General features: G+C 31.8%; 19 protein-coding genes. 12 read left to right on the top strand and 7 right to left on the bottom strand.

The window, feature by feature from the left end:
- The first annotated feature begins 211 nt into the window (after nucleotides 1-211).
- Nucleotides 212-412 (top strand): cold-shock protein, encoded by a 201-nt coding sequence (locus JFT95_RS26735; protein ID WP_000434815.1) that lies wholly within the window; start codon nucleotides 212-214, stop codon nucleotides 410-412.
- A gap of 100 nt (nucleotides 413-512) precedes the next feature.
- Nucleotides 513-695, top strand: coding sequence for a hypothetical protein (locus JFT95_RS26730; protein ID WP_033710038.1), 183 nt, complete (start codon nucleotides 513-515; stop codon nucleotides 693-695).
- A gap of 242 nt (nucleotides 696-937) precedes the next feature.
- Here JFT95_RS26730 and JFT95_RS26725 read toward each other — a convergent pair whose 3' ends face one another.
- The gene (locus tag JFT95_RS26725) at nucleotides 938-1,498 is read right to left on the bottom strand and encodes a DUF3967 domain-containing protein (RefSeq protein ID WP_201053723.1); all 561 of its coding nucleotides are present in this window, start codon (nucleotides 1,496-1,498) and stop codon (nucleotides 938-940) included.
- Nucleotides 1,499-1,899: 401 nt separating this feature from the next.
- On the opposite strand from JFT95_RS26725, the gene JFT95_RS26720 reads away from it, so the two are divergent.
- Nucleotides 1,900-2,061 carry a hypothetical protein gene (locus tag JFT95_RS26720; RefSeq protein WP_189337253.1) on the top strand — a complete coding sequence of 54 codons (162 nt, stop codon included), beginning with the start codon at nucleotides 1,900-1,902 and terminating at the stop codon, nucleotides 2,059-2,061.
- A gap of 490 nt (nucleotides 2,062-2,551) precedes the next feature.
- On the opposite strand, the gene JFT95_RS26715 is transcribed toward JFT95_RS26720, so the two are convergent.
- The gene (locus tag JFT95_RS26715; protein WP_078178596.1) at nucleotides 2,552-2,659 is read right to left on the bottom strand and encodes a YjcZ family sporulation protein; all 108 of its coding nucleotides are present in this window, start codon (nucleotides 2,657-2,659) and stop codon (nucleotides 2,552-2,554) included.
- A gap of 928 nt (nucleotides 2,660-3,587) precedes the next feature.
- Entirely contained in the window at nucleotides 3,588-3,812 is a 225-nt protein-coding gene (locus tag JFT95_RS26710; RefSeq protein ID WP_201053721.1) for a hypothetical protein, read from the bottom strand.
- 307 nt (nucleotides 3,813-4,119) lie between these two features.
- Here JFT95_RS26710 and dhp61 (JFT95_RS26705) point away from each other — a divergent pair, with 307 nt between their 5' ends.
- The 5 genes from dhp61 (JFT95_RS26705) to JFT95_RS26685 all read left to right on the top strand — a co-directional run bounded on the left by dhp61 (JFT95_RS26705) (nucleotide 4,120) and on the right by JFT95_RS26685 (nucleotide 8,691).
- The gene (gene dhp61, locus JFT95_RS26705) at nucleotides 4,120-4,437 is read left to right on the top strand and encodes a protein Dhp61 (protein WP_201053718.1); all 318 of its coding nucleotides are present in this window, start codon (nucleotides 4,120-4,122) and stop codon (nucleotides 4,435-4,437) included.
- Between the two features lie 593 nt (nucleotides 4,438-5,030).
- Nucleotides 5,031-6,497 (top strand): plasmid recombination protein, encoded by a 1,467-nt coding sequence (locus JFT95_RS26700; RefSeq protein WP_201053716.1) that lies wholly within the window; start codon nucleotides 5,031-5,033, stop codon nucleotides 6,495-6,497.
- A gap of 209 nt (nucleotides 6,498-6,706) precedes the next feature.
- Complete coding sequence (locus JFT95_RS26695) at nucleotides 6,707-7,357, top strand: MarR family transcriptional regulator (protein WP_000170178.1); 651 nt, start codon at nucleotides 6,707-6,709, stop codon at nucleotides 7,355-7,357.
- Between the two features lie 850 nt (nucleotides 7,358-8,207).
- Nucleotides 8,208-8,408 (top strand): cold-shock protein, encoded by a 201-nt coding sequence (locus JFT95_RS26690; RefSeq protein WP_000434815.1) that lies wholly within the window; start codon nucleotides 8,208-8,210, stop codon nucleotides 8,406-8,408.
- A gap of 100 nt (nucleotides 8,409-8,508) precedes the next feature.
- Complete coding sequence (locus JFT95_RS26685) at nucleotides 8,509-8,691, top strand: hypothetical protein (RefSeq protein ID WP_033710038.1); 183 nt, start codon at nucleotides 8,509-8,511, stop codon at nucleotides 8,689-8,691.
- A gap of 242 nt (nucleotides 8,692-8,933) precedes the next feature.
- Here the strand turns inward: JFT95_RS26685 and JFT95_RS30250 are convergent, their stop codons facing one another.
- Nucleotides 8,934-9,011 carry a DUF3967 domain-containing protein gene (locus JFT95_RS30250; RefSeq protein WP_242487643.1) on the bottom strand — a complete coding sequence of 26 codons (78 nt, stop codon included), beginning with the start codon at nucleotides 9,009-9,011 and terminating at the stop codon, nucleotides 8,934-8,936.
- Nucleotides 9,012-9,016: 5 nt separating this feature from the next.
- Nucleotides 9,017-9,493 carry a DNA-binding protein gene (locus JFT95_RS26680; protein WP_242487642.1) on the bottom strand — a complete coding sequence of 159 codons (477 nt, stop codon included), beginning with the start codon at nucleotides 9,491-9,493 and terminating at the stop codon, nucleotides 9,017-9,019.
- A gap of 401 nt (nucleotides 9,494-9,894) precedes the next feature.
- On the opposite strand from JFT95_RS26680, the gene JFT95_RS26675 reads away from it, so the two are divergent.
- Nucleotides 9,895-10,056, top strand: a complete 162-nt coding sequence (locus tag JFT95_RS26675; protein ID WP_189337253.1) for a hypothetical protein — start codon at nucleotides 9,895-9,897, stop codon at nucleotides 10,054-10,056.
- A gap of 489 nt (nucleotides 10,057-10,545) precedes the next feature.
- On the opposite strand, the gene JFT95_RS26670 is transcribed toward JFT95_RS26675, so the two are convergent.
- Both JFT95_RS26670 and JFT95_RS26665 read right to left on the bottom strand, forming a co-directional pair.
- On the bottom strand, nucleotides 10,546-10,653 hold the full coding sequence (locus JFT95_RS26670) for a YjcZ family sporulation protein (protein WP_078178596.1): 108 nt from the start codon (nucleotides 10,651-10,653) through the stop codon (nucleotides 10,546-10,548).
- 928 nt (nucleotides 10,654-11,581) lie between these two features.
- Nucleotides 11,582-11,806 (bottom strand): hypothetical protein, encoded by a 225-nt coding sequence (locus JFT95_RS26665; RefSeq protein ID WP_201053721.1) that lies wholly within the window; start codon nucleotides 11,804-11,806, stop codon nucleotides 11,582-11,584.
- A gap of 307 nt (nucleotides 11,807-12,113) precedes the next feature.
- Here JFT95_RS26665 and dhp61 (JFT95_RS26660) point away from each other — a divergent pair, with 307 nt between their 5' ends.
- From dhp61 (JFT95_RS26660) to JFT95_RS26650, 3 genes are all read left to right on the top strand, one after another.
- Nucleotides 12,114-12,431 carry a protein Dhp61 gene (gene dhp61 / locus JFT95_RS26660; protein ID WP_201053718.1) on the top strand — a complete coding sequence of 106 codons (318 nt, stop codon included), beginning with the start codon at nucleotides 12,114-12,116 and terminating at the stop codon, nucleotides 12,429-12,431.
- A 594-nt stretch (nucleotides 12,432-13,025) separates the two neighbouring features.
- Nucleotides 13,026-14,492 carry a plasmid recombination protein gene (locus JFT95_RS26655; protein ID WP_201053716.1) on the top strand — a complete coding sequence of 489 codons (1,467 nt, stop codon included), beginning with the start codon at nucleotides 13,026-13,028 and terminating at the stop codon, nucleotides 14,490-14,492.
- 209 nt (nucleotides 14,493-14,701) lie between these two features.
- Nucleotides 14,702-15,352 carry a MarR family transcriptional regulator gene (locus JFT95_RS26650; protein WP_000170178.1) on the top strand — a complete coding sequence of 217 codons (651 nt, stop codon included), beginning with the start codon at nucleotides 14,702-14,704 and terminating at the stop codon, nucleotides 15,350-15,352.
- Nucleotides 15,353-15,992: the final 640 nt, after the last annotated feature.

The following is a 15,992-nucleotide window of genomic DNA, read 5'->3' as shown; positions in this document are numbered from 1 at the left end:
CATAGTGACTTTTTCTCCAGCAACCACTATTAGTGGCTAGTTACCATAAGGAATTATTTTTGAAATTTGCTATTTTTTAGAAATTATGTTAATCTAAGAATGACCTATTTTTGTTCGGTTTGAGATTAAGAATAAATTTTGTTTTTCGTCTAAGGTATTTGAGCAAGGGTAGTAACACATGTGTGGGTATCCATACTAGGAGGCAACAATTATGGAACAAGGTAAAGTAAAATGGTTTAATGCAGACAAAGGTTTTGGATTCATCGAGCGTGAAGGTGGAGAAGACGTATTCGTACATTTCTCAGCTATCCAAATCGACGGTTTCAAATCTTTAGACGAAGGACAACGTGTAACGTTTGGAGTAGAACAAGGACAACGTGGCGCACAAGCTACTAATGTTCAAATAGCTTAATATTAGCTGATGAAAGACCCTCTTGTAGGGTCTTTTTTTGATTTTGTTACAATATTCCGAATACAACTTTTTTAAGGGGATTTGGGGTGCTTAACTTTTAATGAAAAAGAAGACGTTAGAAATCATAATTTTAGCATTATGGGCTTTTTCTTTTAGTTATCTTGCAACTATATTAGGAATACCAAAAAACGGATTATATATAGTCGTAGGATTTCCAATCTTATTTGTTGGTGGACTTTTGATTGTGCATCTATTTCAAAATAAGAATGAAAATGGAAAATAACTTTGTTTGATTGTATATTTCATACACGTCTAGTTAACATAACGTCTCATTATCGGTAGCAAATAAAAAAGCAAAACCCTTTATATTAAAAGGATTTTGCTTTTTTATTTGCTTATACTCTATGCATGATTTTATACATTCTTGATATAGCAAGAATTTTAGGTCTACAAATGTTCTGTATTAGTACAAAAATCTGTATAGAATTCTGTATAAAAAGGCTCTGCATATAAGCAAGGCTTTTTCTATTTCCAGAATTGCCACCACTTTTTTTGTTGGGTGGCTGCAATCAATTTTTTAGTTTCCTGGTTTTCACGGATCATAGCCATTAAGTTTTGATCACGTTCATCCATTCTTTGAACCATAGCTTTTTGAAAATTTTGTTGTTGTTTTTGCTGTTCAGTTAACCATTCTTTTAAATTTTCTTCATGTTTTTCAAGTTGTTCAGATACTCTTTCAGCAACAATTCTATCTAACTCTTGAACAGATACAACCTCTTGTCCCACTTGGATTTGTTCAGTTTGTTGTTTAGTTGTTTGGATAGGTTCAATATCTATATATTTAGAGAATCCTTCTTTACTGAGGAGATCAATAATTTGTTTTGTTTGGAGGTTTCTTTTACTTCTCATTTTAGCTATAAATTGAAAAATAGGTATACATTCTTGATGGATTAAATACTTGTTCTTTTCACCTTGTTGGAATTTTAAAAAGCCACCGTAGGCTTGACAGTTTCGTTTTATAGTCATAGCTGATACTTTTATTTCTTGGGCTACTTCTTCAGCTGATAACCAATCTTTTTGTTGCATTGTTCAGGTCACCATCCTTCTAAACATCTGAACTAAACACTATTCAAACAATTAAACAATTCTATAGCTGACAAGGGTTTCCTTGTTTTTTTGTTCAGATGGCTGTTTAGGTAATATACAACTAGTTTAACACCTGAACATCTAAACAGTCATCTGAACAAGCAACATAGAAAGATTTGCATTATTACAGGAATGTATGAAATGGTGTATGAAGGATAGATCTTAAATCATGCACAGAGAATGTTAAGACTTCTTATCCTTAACGTTGTAAAAGCGTAAAATCCTGACGCTATCCCTAATATAAAATGAGAAGAATAAAAGAGAAATATGAGAATACATATACAACTGTGAGAAAAATGTGTTATTTGTTTTTTGTTGTAGATAAAAAGGAGGTATATCTGATGAATATCATTCATATAGAAACAAAAAATCACTATAAAAGTGAAAAAGAAAATGAAATGGAAACTATACCAATTATAAAGCGGATATATTATGAAAATGGAGAGATTAAATTCGAAATATTAGAGGAAAAAGATGTTCCTACGACATGGTTGGATAAATAAGGAGAAGGATCATTCTTTATGATAAGGGATGATCCTTCTTGTTTATTACCGCTAACGAATTTTATGTAAACTAAATTTTAGAAAGAAGGCACTGAAAATGAATAAGATATGTCTTAATTGTGGTTCTAGAGAAATTAAGCAAGGTTCATTAGATTCTCAAGTATATTTAAAGTCTATTAGTACAAATAATCTCTTTAATCAATTTTCTAGAGTAATTATTGATGTTTGTATGGAGTGTTGTGCCGTTTTATCTATTAAATTAGAACATTAGGGGTGTTTAAAAATAGATAAATAAACACTACTGATAATATAAATTATGTGAAAGAAAAGTCCCTTCAGATCTTCTGCAGGGACTTTTCTAGGTTTTTAGATCGATTGACTGCTGATAAGTGGTGTTATGATAACTTTGGTTGTGTAGAGAATATATATTGGGTTTTTTTGCCCATAAAGAAAGGACACTCTTATAAGAGTGTCCTTTCTGATAGTTTTTTTAGCAGAAACAAGAAGCTCCAACTATGATTAATAAAATAAATAATACAACTAATAAAGCAAATCCTCCAGCAAAGCCGCCGCCTCCACAACTACCACCAAAGCCCATAATATTTCCTCCTTTAGATAAGAGGATTAAACACGGAGTCACTCATGTATTTTAACGGATTCACTTTACTTTATGTTTTTACGTATTAATTGAGCAGGTCCTTTTGAAAGTAAAGAAGATATTGATTTATGATTCAATATCTTCTTTACTTATAGCGTTTTGAATATATACTTTTGGTATGTATTTTGAGGTTATCAGGAGGATTGAGATGAAGTCAATGGTTAAGGGGATTTGAATGTAAACTAATATCTAAAGGTTTACTTTCATTCTATAGGCGCACTTATAAGTATACTTACAAGTACACCTATAAGTATGTTTAATCTAGATAAAACCTCGCTATCCTGTCATTAGTCCTAATATAATAAGCCAAAAATTATACTAATCCTATAAAACCACAAATAAAAAAGTGCAAAATCTATCTACAGATTTCGCACCAAAAAACAGATAACAGATAACAGATACAATCACTCGAAACATAGGAGAGTGTTTCAACACTTATTATAACCTATATTTTTACATTTTTGCGTATTAATTTGAAAATATGTAAAAATTCGTTATTTTATTTTGAATTTTCTTTTTATTTTAGTTATACTAAACAATAAAGAGACAAATCTCTCTTAGGCTGTCAATAATTATGCTAACGAAACACACCCAAAACCAAAAAACCAATTCCCGTGTAATGGAATTGGTTTTTTGGTTTACAGTTCATTCAAACAACAACTTGAACCCACTTCCATTTTCAATCTAATTTTATCATAAAAAACTCGTATTCCTTATATTTTTCTAACAAATAACTGAAAATCTAACAATTGTATTTTTCATTTCAAAAATACAACTTATCTATATTTGAAACATGTTAATTCAATTGTAGAAGATTTGAAATGCATATTTTAAAGTTTAATCTAAGTCTAATTTGGAATATTTTGTCTTAATTCCCTTTTTCGGGGGATGGGCAAAAACATCCAGATTGTATATATTCTTGATAAATCTTTTGTGAATCTATTTCTGAAATGTTTCGTTTTTTCATTTCAGTTTTAATGAGATCTATTTCTTGATACATAGCTGTTGAAAGAATTCCTTTTGCTATGTTTTTATTAATTTCTATAAAAAAACCTACTAAAAGAGCATCTGATAATTGTTTATATAAAGACAAAAATGTTTCCTCCTCATAAAAAAATCATACAGATAAAACATTGTTATTTCCTATATATTCTATAAACTAAATTTTTACCCTGGTTTACTTAGACGGAATATTGGTGAACAAAATTAATAATTGTATCTGTGTATATACTATATCTTAATTTCATGATTTCAGTATATATATAATATATTTCAATTTCTAATGTAAACAAATATTCAAAAGTTTACTTTCACCCAAGAACAAGGCAACTGAGCTTTGTAGGAGTTTTTTCTTTTTTGAAGAATAGGCAAATATATAAAGAATTTTAAGGAGAGAGCATATGGAAAAGAAAGGGATTACAAGTTATGCAAAAATTGAATTAGCATATAAATATAAATTCGTTACCATAGATATAACTAATGAATTTTTTATAGCGCATGTTATTAATGCAAAAACAAAGGAAATATCATTAAAAATATTACTAGATTTAGCTAAAGACGAGGTAATAACAGAAGGAAATGTAGATGAATATCCATATAATATCGAAGATACTATAGATTCTTTACAGTATACAGCTAAATTATGTATTGAAAATAATCTTTTAAGTCAATTTGAGATAGATTCATATATTGAGGAAATGATAAAAAAAGAAAACTAGCATTTTACTAGTTTTCTTTTTTTATTTCACTGTAAAAGATCTAGATCTAACATTTGTAACTATATTGGATGAAGTGAGTGTTGCTGAACTCTTTTTCTTAATGGATCAAGAGAAAATCGAATGGTTTTTAGGCACATACGGACAAAATCTACAGGATTTTGTGAAAGAATTAAAAAAGGCAAGTGAAGACATAGATAAGAGGTAGTTACTTGGGGTATGTCAACGGTACCGGACCGAACCCGAAAGGGAGCGGGAGGATAAGGAGTTGATATACTCACTATGCAACCCTCTTGCAGAACCAAAACGTCCATCGTTTTGGCCTGCCAACTGGCGAGGGATCCCCTCAAGGATTGAGGGGTTGGGGAGTTCGATTGAGGGGGTCTGGGGAAGAGTTCCCCAGTGGGTTTGGGCAAAGCCCAAGATTTGTTTTTGCCATGCTAGGCATGGCTCGGCAAAGCCGAAAAGCGTCGCAGACCCCTATCGATTTTGATGCGAAAGCGTCAAAATACGTATAGGGTTACGTTAATTGACTCCATTTCGTCACTTTGCTAGACTTATGGTATCAATTAATCTAGGGAAAGTGGTGGCATTTTATGTTGGGTTCTATCTCATTTAATCAATCTCACCAAAGTTCATTGAGCCATAATAACAGAGAAAATATTCATGGAAATCCTGGTATAGATCTATCCAGGTTAGAGGAGAATATTTACTTTGTTCAAAAGGACATCGGAAGTGTATACAAGGATATTTTTCAGGAAGCGGTGGACAAGTATAACGAGAAACAAAAACGGAATGACCGTAAGATTGATGATTACTATGACAAAATACATAAAGATGATAAGACACATGAGCAACGAGAATTGGTTGTAGCGATTGGGGAAGGTAAAGATGACCCAATGTATAGAGGGGCGAAAAAAGAAGTACTGAAGCGTTATGCTGAAGCTTTTCAAGAGCGAAATCCAAACCTAGCGGTTTATAACATGGTTTTACATGATGATGAAGCAAATCCGCATTTACATATTAACTATGTACCGAATTTCGAAAGTAGTCGAGGATTAACGAGGCGTGTCGGAATGGATAGAGCCTTGCAACAACAAGGTGTAGAAGGAACGGGAATAAAGTTAATTGCACATTGGAGAGAATTAGAAACGGCCTATATTGAGCAATTAGCGAAAGAACACATTCCGAATTTTGAACGTGCTAATGTAGGTTCACATAAATACATGAAAGTCCGTCAATACAAGGAATATGCAGAAACAAAATCAATTGTTGAGAATCAAGTACAAGAAAAAGAGATGCAGTTACAAACGATTGACCATAACTTAAAAAATGTTGAAGAGAAAACAAACGAATTACAAGTAGTGAAAAAGAGTTTGGAAAGCGATGTCGTTGATAAGTACAAAGAATTAGAGGTAGTGAAACAACAAGTAGAGAGTGAAAGTGAAAAGCTACAGCTAATTGGCCAGTGTCATATAGAGTTAGAAAAAAGAGTAGAACAAATGCAAAAAGAATTAGATAGTGTTACGGATCAAGTACCCAATGAACCTGTTAAAATTCCATTTTTACGTAAAGAAGTAGTAGTAGAAGTACATGATAAAATGTTTGGAAAAGCTGAAATCACGAAGAAACAGACAAGAAATTATGTGTTATCACCAGAACAATATCAAGAATTAACAAAGCAAGTGAATGCAGCGGTTACTATCAAAAAGGATTATGAGCGTTTGAAAAAAACAGATTTTGTGAAAGAGAATGAGAGTTTAAAAGCGCATGCAGAGGGATGGATGAAAGAAAATCGAACGTTGAAACAAGAAAAAAGTAAGTTGCAAAAAGAAGTTGGTGTATTAAATATAGAAATTAGCTCATTAAAAGCTCATATAAAGGTTTTGCAGACGAATATAAGAGTTTTGTATGTACAAACGAAAAAAGTTTTTAAGGAGCAATTTAAGGCGTTTAGAGAGATTGTTAAAAAAGAATTGGATAACAAGGGAGTAGATAATCAATTTGAACGTGAACATAAGAGAGAAATAAGAAGACATCGAGATTTTGATAGAGAAAGATAGGATTGAATGTTGTGTTTTTGCAAGAGATGGAAAGCTTTAACAAGGTGTTTCATGTTATTATAGAGAAAGACATACAAACGAGAAAAACCGCCCAAGCTTTGGTCGGCGAGGCGGTTTTTCATAATAAGGTTGGAATCAGCCAATATATATTCTATATACATTCTAACATATAAAAGTTGATTCCTTCCACTAAGGGAGAGAATTATTTTATGACAAAAGTTGTAGATTTTGGACAAGCTGAAAAAAAAGCGAAAATAAGAGATAGTAAGATTGATAGCATTTATAATCAGTTGCAAACCGGTGGTTATTCAGAAGAAGAGAAAGCAATGCTCTTACAGTTAATAAGTAAAACAACTGGTGGAGATGAATATTTTATAGGGAAAAAGAAAAAACCTACAGATCGGGTGAGGTTTGTGCAAATAATTATGGATAATTACAATTATTTGAGTGAAATTAATTATTTATCTACAGCTGAAAAAGCGCTTTTAATGGATTTAATACCTTATGTAGAATTTAAAACAAATATTTTGGTTGAAAGAATAAGTAAAGAAGATGAATTTGATTCTGATAGTGCAACGCCTAGTTATCTTGCAAGAAAGTTAAATAGAACTAGAGGAAAAGTTTCAGAGTTAATGAATGGTTTAATGAAAAAAGGATTATTAGCGGTTGCAGAAACTGGAACAACTACCGAAGATGGTCGTATTTGTACAAGTCGTACATGGTTTGTAAATCCAAATATTATGTGTTGTTCTCCAAAAGACGGAGTAGATAAAGCAACTCAAAAAATTTTTAAAAAATCACTTAAAAATTTTGTAACTGAAAATGGTAAAAAACATAAATTGCCAATTTATTTATTTTAGATGTCATTTTATATTGACATCTTTTTTTTATTGTTTTTTACATTTTTTAGGTGTTCCTTTTTGGGTACACAGGTGTTCCTTTTTGGGTACACCCTATATCTTATAAACCCTTGTTATTACTGACTTTCTTTACTTTCCTCTTCTCACTCTTATATATAGGGCTAAAAGTTCCGCAAGGAACGGGTAGTATTTTTGAGAATTTCACTCAAAAATCTCCACCCTCAGAATTAAAAAGTCGGTTCGTTAATTCTCACCTAAAGGCTATTGCCTTTCTTTTTAATTCTGTCCTTGCAAAACTTTTTTCGGCTCGTGTGCTTTTCTCGCCAAGCCGACAGACAAAAAGCAAAGTAATGGTTCTCGACTTGGACTAGCAAGTATACGAGCCGAACCGCTTAGATCATTCGTCCCAAGATAATTCTTATTCTAAAAATAGATACGTAATACGTGGGGTTTCGTCCCCACACGACGAGCCAGCACTCTAGCCAAAAAGCAAATTTCAAACCAAAAAACCAGAACAAAATCACATTAAGTAAAAAATAACTCGAAAATATCTAATTTTATCAGTTGTTGAATGTCTGAAAAAAATCTAACCAATGATATTGTTGAGATCCTTTGGTAACTTCTTGCTGTGATGACTATCATAGTGACTTTTTCTCCAGCAACCACTATTAGTGGCTAGTTACCATAAGGAATTATTTTTGAAATTTGCTATTTTTTAGAAATTATGTTAATCTAAGAATGACCTATTTTTGTTCGGTTTGAGATTAAGAATAAATTTTGTTTTTCGTCTAAGGTATTTGAGCAAGGGTAGTAACACATGTGTGGGTATCCATACTAGGAGGCAACAATTATGGAACAAGGTAAAGTAAAATGGTTTAATGCAGACAAAGGTTTTGGATTCATCGAGCGTGAAGGTGGAGAAGACGTATTCGTACATTTCTCAGCTATCCAAATCGACGGTTTCAAATCTTTAGACGAAGGACAACGTGTAACGTTTGGAGTAGAACAAGGACAACGTGGCGCACAAGCTACTAATGTTCAAATAGCTTAATATTAGCTGATGAAAGACCCTCTTGTAGGGTCTTTTTTTGATTTTGTTACAATATTCCGAATACAACTTTTTTAAGGGGATTTGGGGTGCTTAACTTTTAATGAAAAAGAAGACGTTAGAAATCATAATTTTAGCATTATGGGCTTTTTCTTTTAGTTATCTTGCAACTATATTAGGAATACCAAAAAACGGATTATATATAGTCGTAGGATTTCCAATCTTATTTGTTGGTGGACTTTTGATTGTGCATCTATTTCAAAATAAGAATGAAAATGGAAAATAACTTTGTTTGATTGTATATTTCATACACGTCTAGTTAACATAACGTCTCATTATCGGTAGCAAATAAAAAAGCAAAACCCTTTATATTAAAAGGATTTTGCTTTTTTATTTGCTTATACTCTATGCATGATTTTATACATTCTTGATATAGCAAGAATTTTAGGTCTACAAATGTTCTGTATTAGTACAAAAATCTGTATAGAATTCTGTATAAAAAGGCTCTGCATATAAGCAAGGCTTTTTCTATTTCCAGAATTGCCACCACTTTTTTTGTTGGGTGGCTGCAATCAATTTTTTAGTTTCCTGGTTTTCACGGATCATAGCCATTAAGTTTTGATCACGTTCATCCATTCTTTGAACCATAGCTTTTGAAAATTTTGTTGTTGTTTTTGCTGTTCAGTTAACCATTCTTTTAAATTTTCTTCATGTTTTTCAAGTTGTTCAGATACTCTTTCAGCAACAATTCTATCTAACTCTTGAACAGATACAACCTCTTGTCCCACTTGGATTTGTTCAGTTTGTTGTTTAGTTGTTTGGATAGGTTCAATATCTATATATTTAGAGAATCCTTCTTTACTGAGGAGATCAATAATTTGTTTTGTTTGGAGGTTTCTTTTACTTCTCATTTTAGCTATAAATTGAAAAATAGGTATACATTCTTGATGGATTAAATACTTGTTCTTTTCACCTTGTTGGAATTTTAAAAAGCCACCGTAGGCTTGACAGTTTCGTTTTATAGTCATAGCTGATACTTTTATTTCTTGGGCTACTTCTTCAGCTGATAACCAATCTTTTTGTTGCATTGTTCAGGTCACCATCCTTCTAAACATCTGAACTAAACACTATTCAAACAATTAAACAATTCTATAGCTGACAAGGGTTTCCTTGTTTTTTTGTTCAGATGGCTGTTTAGGTAATATACAACTAGTTTAACACCTGAACATCTAAACAGTCATCTGAACAAGCAACATAGAAAGATTTGCATTATTACAGGAATGTATGAAATGGTGTATGAAGGATAGATCTTAAATCATGCACAGAGAATGTTAAGACTTCTTATCCTTAACGTTGTAAAAGCGTAAAATCCTGACGCTATCCCTAATATAAAATGAGAAGAATAAAAGAGAAATATGAGAATACATATACAACTGTGAGAAAAATGTGTTATTTGTTTTTTGTTGTAGATAAAAAGGAGGTATATCTGATGAATATCATTCATATAGAAACAAAAAATCACTATAAAAGTGAAAAAGAAAATGAAATGGAAACTATACCAATTATAAAGCGGATATATTATGAAAATGGAGAGATTAAATTCGAAATATTAGAGGAAAAAGATGTTCCTACGACATGGTTGGATAAATAAGGAGAAGGATCATTCTTTATGATAAGGGATGATCCTTCTTGTTTATTACCGCTAACGAATTTTATGTAAACTAAATTTTAGAAAGAAGGCACTGAAAATGAATAAGATATGTCTTAATTGTGGTTCTAGAGAAATTAAGCAAGGTTCATTAGATTCTCAAGTATATTTAAAGTCTATTAGTACAAATAATCTCTTTAATCAATTTTCTAGAGTAATTATTGATGTTTGTATGGAGTGTTGTGCCGTTTTATCTATTAAATTAGAACATTAGGGGTGTTTAAAAATAGATAAATAAACACTACTGATAATATAAATTATGTGAAAGAAAAGTCCCTTCAGATCTTCTGCAGGGACTTTTCTAGGTTTTTAGATCGATTGACTGCTGATAAGTGGTGTTATGATAACTTTGGTTGTGTAGAGAATATATATTGGGTTTTTTGCCCATAAAGAAAGGACACTCTTATAAGAGTGTCCTTTCTGATAGTTTTTTTAGCAGAAACAAGAAGCTCCAACTATGATTAATAAAATAAATAATACAACTAATAAAGCAAATCCTCCAGCAAAGCCGCCGCCTCCACAACTACCACCAAAGCCCATAATATTTCCTCCTTTAGATAAGAGGATTAAACACGGAGTCACTCATGTATTTTAACGGATTCACTTTACTTTATGTTTTTACGTATTAATTGAGCAGGTCCTTTTGAAAGTAAAGAAGATATTGATTTATGATTCAATATCTTCTTTACTTATAGCGTTTTGAATATATACTTTTGGTATGTATTTTGAGGTTATCAGGAGGATTGAGATGAAGTCAATGGTTAAGGGGATTTGAATGTAAACTAATATCTAAAGGTTTACTTTCATTCTATAGGCGCACTTATAAGTATACTTACAAGTACACCTATAAGTATGTTTAATCTAGATAAAACCTCGCTATCCTGTCATTAGTCCTAATATAATAAGCCAAAAATTATACTAATCCTATAAAACCACAAATAAAAAAGTGCAAAATCTATCTACAGATTTCGCACCAAAAAACAGATAACAGATAACAGATACAATCACTCGAAACATAGGAGAGTGTTTCAACACTTATTATAACCTATATTTTTACATTTTTGCGTATTAATTTGAAAATATGTAAAAATTCGTTATTTTATTTTGAATTTTCTTTTTATTTTAGTTATACTAAACAATAAAGAGACAAATCTCTCTTAGGCTGTCAATAATTATGCTAACGAAACACACCCAAAACCAAAAAACCAATTCCCGTGTAATGGAATTGGTTTTTTGGTTTACAGTTCATTCAAACAACAACTTGAACCCACTTCCATTTTCAATCTAATTTTATCATAAAAAACTCGTATTCCTTATATTTTTCTAACAAATAACTGAAAATCTAACAATTGTATTTTTCATTTCAAAAATACAACTTATCTATATTTGAAACATGTTAATTCAATTGTAGAAGATTTGAAATGCATATTTTAAAGTTTAATCTAAGTCTAATTTGGAATATTTTGTCTTAATTCCCTTTTTCGGGGGATGGGCAAAAACATCCAGATTGTATATATTCTTGATAAATCTTTTGTGAATCTATTTCTGAAATGTTTCGTTTTTTCATTTCAGTTTTAATGAGATCTATTTCTTGATACATAGCTGTTGAAAGAATTCCTTTTGCTATGTTTTTATTAATTTCTATAAAAAAACCTACTAAAAGAGCATCTGATAATTGTTTATATAAAGACAAAAATGTTTCCTCCTCATAAAAAAATCATACAGATAAAACATTGTTATTTCCTATATATTCTATAAACTAAATTTTTACCCTGGTTTACTTAGACGGAATATTGGTGAACAAAATTAATAATTGTATCTGTGTATATACTATATCTTAATTTCATGATTTCAGTATATATATAATATATTTCAATTTCTAATGTAAACAAATATTCAAAAGTTTACTTTCACCCAAGAACAAGGCAACTGAGCTTTGTAGGAGTTTTTTCTTTTTTGAAGAATAGGCAAATATATAAAGAATTTTAAGGAGAGAGCATATGGAAAAGAAAGGGATTACAAGTTATGCAAAAATTGAATTAGCATATAAATATAAATTCGTTACCATAGATATAACTAATGAATTTTTTATAGCGCATGTTATTAATGCAAAAACAAAGGAAATATCATTAAAAATATTACTAGATTTAGCTAAAGACGAGGTAATAACAGAAGGAAATGTAGATGAATATCCATATAATATCGAAGATACTATAGATTCTTTACAGTATACAGCTAAATTATGTATTGAAAATAATCTTTTAAGTCAATTTGAGATAGATTCATATATTGAGGAAATGATAAAAAAAGAAAACTAGCATTTTACTAGTTTTCTTTTTTTATTTCACTGTAAAAGATCTAGATCTAACATTTGTAACTATATTGGATGAAGTGAGTGTTGCTGAACTCTTTTTCTTAATGGATCAAGAGAAAATCGAATGGTTTTTAGGCACATACGGACAAAATCTACAGGATTTTGTGAAAGAATTAAAAAAGGCAAGTGAAGACATAGATAAGAGGTAGTTACTTGGGGTATGTCAACGGTACCGGACCGAACCCGAAAGGGAGCGGGAGGATAAGGAGTTGATATACTCACTATGCAACCCTTCTTGCAGAACCAAAACGTCCATCGTTTTGGCCTGCCAACTGGCGAGGGATCCCCTCAAGGATTGAGGGGTTGGGGAGTTCGATTGAGGGGGTCTGGGGAAGAGTTCCCCAGTGGGTTTGGGCAAAGCCCAAGATTTGTTTTTGCCATGCTAGGCATGGCTCGGCAAAGCCGAAAAGCGTCGCAGACCCCTATCGATTTTGATGCGAAAGCGTCAAAATACGTATAGGGTTACGTTAATTGACTCCATTTCGTCACTTTGCTAGACTTATGGTATCAATTAATCTAGGGAAAGTGGTGGCATTTTATGTTGGGTTCTATCTCATTTAATCAATCTCACCAAAGTTCATTGAGCCATAATAACAGAGAAAATATTCATGGAAATCCTGGTATAGATCTATCCAGGTTAGAGGAGAATATTTACTTTGTTCAAAAGGACATCGGAAGTGTATACAAGGATATTTTTCAGGAAGCGGTGGACAAGTATAACGAGAAACAAAAACGGAATGACCGTAAGATTGATGATTACTATGACAAAATACATAAAGATGATAAGACACATGAGCAACGAGAATTGGTTGTAGCGATTGGGGAAGGTAAAGATGACCCAATGTATAGAGGGGCGAAAAAAGAAGTACTGAAGCGTTATGCTGAAGCTTTTCAAGAGCGAAATCCAAACCTAGCGGTTTATAACATGGTTTTACATGATGATGAAGCAAATCCGCATTTACATATTAACTATGTACCGAATTTCGAAAGTAGTCGAGGATTAACGAGGCGTGTCGGAATGGATAGAGCCTTGCAACAACAAGGTGTAGAAGGAACGGGAATAAAGTTAATTGCACATTGGAGAGAATTAGAAACGGCCTATATTGAGCAATTAGCGAAAGAACACATTCCGAATTTTGAACGTGCTAATGTAGGTTCACATAAATACATGAAAGTCCGTCAATACAAGGAATATGCAGAAACAAAATCAATTGTTGAGAATCAAGTACAAGAAAAAGAGATGCAGTTACAAACGATTGACCATAACTTAAAAAATGTTGAAGAGAAAACAAACGAATTACAAGTAGTGAAAAAGAGTTTGGAAAGCGATGTCGTTGATAAGTACAAAGAATTAGAGGTAGTGAAACAACAAGTAGAGAGTGAAAGTGAAAAGCTACAGCTAATTGGCCAGTGTCATATAGAGTTAGAAAAAAGAGTAGAACAAATGCAAAAAGAATTAGATAGTGTTACGGATCAAGTACCCAATGAACCTGTTAAAATTCCATTTTTACGTAAAGAAGTAGTAGTAGAAGTACATGATAAAATGTTTGGAAAAGCTGAAATCACGAAGAAACAGACAAGAAATTATGTGTTATCACCAGAACAATATCAAGAATTAACAAAGCAAGTGAATGCAGCGGTTACTATCAAAAAGGATTATGAGCGTTTGAAAAAAACAGATTTTGTGAAAGAGAATGAGAGTTTAAAAGCGCATGCAGAGGGATGGATGAAAGAAAATCGAACGTTGAAACAAGAAAAAAGTAAGTTGCAAAAAGAAGTTGGTGTATTAAATATAGAAATTAGCTCATTAAAAGCTCATATAAAGGTTTTGCAGACGAATATAAGAGTTTTGTATGTACAAACGAAAAAAGTTTTTAAGGAGCAATTTAAGGCGTTTAGAGAGATTGTTAAAAAAGAATTGGATAACAAGGGAGTAGATAATCAATTTGAACGTGAACATAAGAGAGAAATAAGAAGACATCGAGATTTTGATAGAGAAAGATAGGATTGAATGTTGTGTTTTTGCAAGAGATGGAAAGCTTTAACAAGGTGTTTCATGTTATTATAGAGAAAGACATACAAACGAGAAAAACCGCCCAAGCTTTGGTCGGCGAGGCGGTTTTTCATAATAAGGTTGGAATCAGCCAATATATATTCTATATACATTCTAACATATAAAAGTTGATTCCTTCCACTAAGGGAGAGAATTATTTTATGACAAAAGTTGTAGATTTTGGACAAGCTGAAAAAAAAGCGAAAATAAGAGATAGTAAGATTGATAGCATTTATAATCAGTTGCAAACCGGTGGTTATTCAGAAGAAGAGAAAGCAATGCTCTTACAGTTAATAAGTAAAACAACTGGTGGAGATGAATATTTTATAGGGAAAAAGAAAAAACCTACAGATCGGGTGAGGTTTGTGCAAATAATTATGGATAATTACAATTATTTGAGTGAAATTAATTATTTATCTACAGCTGAAAAAGCGCTTTTAATGGATTTAATACCTTATGTAGAATTTAAAACAAATATTTTGGTTGAAAGAATAAGTAAAGAAGATGAATTTGATTCTGATAGTGCAACGCCTAGTTATCTTGCAAGAAAGTTAAATAGAACTAGAGGAAAAGTTTCAGAGTTAATGAATGGTTTAATGAAAAAAGGATTATTAGCGGTTGCAGAAACTGGAACAACTACCGAAGATGGTCGTATTTGTACAAGTCGTACATGGTTTGTAAATCCAAATATTATGTGTTGTTCTCCAAAAGACGGAGTAGATAAAGCAACTCAAAAAATTTTTAAAAAATCACTTAAAAATTTTGTAACTGAAAATGGTAAAAAACATAAATTGCCAATTTATTTATTTTAGATGTCATTTTATATTGACATCTTTTTTTTTATTGTTTTTTACATTTTTTAGGTGTTCCTTTTTGGGTACACAGGTGTTCCTTTTTGGGTACACCCTATATCTTATAAACCCTTGTTATTACTGACTTTCTTTACTTTCCTCTTCTCACTCTTATATATAGGGCTAAAAGTTCCGCAAGGAACGGGTAGTATTTTTGAGAATTTCACTCAAAAATCTCCACCCTCAGAATTAAAAAGTCGGTTCGTTAATTCTCACCTAAAGGCTATTGCCTTTCTTTTTAATTCTGTCCTTGCAAAACTTTTTTCGGCTCGTGTGCTTTTCTCGCCAAGCCGACAGACAAAAAGCAAAGTAATGGTTCTCGACTTGGACTAGCAAGTATACGAGCCGAACCGCTTAGATCATTCGTCCCAAGATAATTCTTATTCTAAAAATAGATACGTAATACGTGGGGTTTCGTCCCCACACGACGAGCCAGCACTCTAGCCAAAAAGCAAATTTCAAACCAAAAAACCAGAACAAAATCACATTAAGTAAAAAATAACTCGAAAATATCTAATTTTATCAGTTGTTGAATGTCTGAAAAAAATCTAACCAATGATATTGTTGAGATCCTTTGGTAACTTCTTGCTGTGATGACTAT

Source organism: Bacillus sp. TH17 (assembly GCF_016651125.1).
Classification (GTDB): Bacteria; Bacillota; Bacilli; order Bacillales; family Bacillaceae_G; genus Bacillus_A; species Bacillus_A mycoides.
Note: the sequence above shows the minus strand (reverse complement) of the source record. Positions and strands in the feature narration are given on the sequence as shown.

What these genes read in the sequence shown, in the direction of transcription:
- JFT95_RS26735 (WP_000434815.1), top strand. Translation starts at nt 212, where the DNA reads ATGGAACAAGGTAAAGTAAAATGGTTTAATGCAGACAAAGGTTTTGGA.
- JFT95_RS26730 (WP_033710038.1), top strand. Translation starts at nt 513, where the DNA reads ATGAAAAAGAAGACGTTAGAAATCATAATTTTAGCATTATGGGCTTTT.
- JFT95_RS26725 (WP_201053723.1), bottom strand. Translation starts at nt 1,498, where the DNA reads ATGCAACAAAAAGATTGGTTATCAGCTGAAGAAGTAGCCCAAGAAATA.
- JFT95_RS26720 (WP_189337253.1), top strand. Translation starts at nt 1,900, where the DNA reads ATGAATATCATTCATATAGAAACAAAAAATCACTATAAAAGTGAAAAA.
- JFT95_RS26715 (WP_078178596.1), bottom strand. Translation starts at nt 2,659, where the DNA reads ATGGGCTTTGGTGGTAGTTGTGGAGGCGGCGGCTTTGCTGGAGGATTT.
- dhp61 (WP_201053718.1), top strand. Translation starts at nt 4,120, where the DNA reads ATGGAAAAGAAAGGGATTACAAGTTATGCAAAAATTGAATTAGCATAT.
- JFT95_RS26700 (WP_201053716.1), top strand. Translation starts at nt 5,031, where the DNA reads ATGTTGGGTTCTATCTCATTTAATCAATCTCACCAAAGTTCATTGAGC.
- JFT95_RS26695 (WP_000170178.1), top strand. Translation starts at nt 6,707, where the DNA reads ATGACAAAAGTTGTAGATTTTGGACAAGCTGAAAAAAAAGCGAAAATA.
- JFT95_RS26690 (WP_000434815.1), top strand. Translation starts at nt 8,208, where the DNA reads ATGGAACAAGGTAAAGTAAAATGGTTTAATGCAGACAAAGGTTTTGGA.
- JFT95_RS26685 (WP_033710038.1), top strand. Translation starts at nt 8,509, where the DNA reads ATGAAAAAGAAGACGTTAGAAATCATAATTTTAGCATTATGGGCTTTT.
- JFT95_RS30250 (WP_242487643.1), bottom strand. Translation starts at nt 9,011, where the DNA reads ATGATCCGTGAAAACCAGGAAACTAAAAAATTGATTGCAGCCACCCAA.
- JFT95_RS26680 (WP_242487642.1), bottom strand. Translation starts at nt 9,493, where the DNA reads ATGCAACAAAAAGATTGGTTATCAGCTGAAGAAGTAGCCCAAGAAATA.
- JFT95_RS26675 (WP_189337253.1), top strand. Translation starts at nt 9,895, where the DNA reads ATGAATATCATTCATATAGAAACAAAAAATCACTATAAAAGTGAAAAA.
- JFT95_RS26670 (WP_078178596.1), bottom strand. Translation starts at nt 10,653, where the DNA reads ATGGGCTTTGGTGGTAGTTGTGGAGGCGGCGGCTTTGCTGGAGGATTT.
- dhp61 (WP_201053718.1), top strand. Translation starts at nt 12,114, where the DNA reads ATGGAAAAGAAAGGGATTACAAGTTATGCAAAAATTGAATTAGCATAT.
- JFT95_RS26655 (WP_201053716.1), top strand. Translation starts at nt 13,026, where the DNA reads ATGTTGGGTTCTATCTCATTTAATCAATCTCACCAAAGTTCATTGAGC.
- JFT95_RS26650 (WP_000170178.1), top strand. Translation starts at nt 14,702, where the DNA reads ATGACAAAAGTTGTAGATTTTGGACAAGCTGAAAAAAAAGCGAAAATA.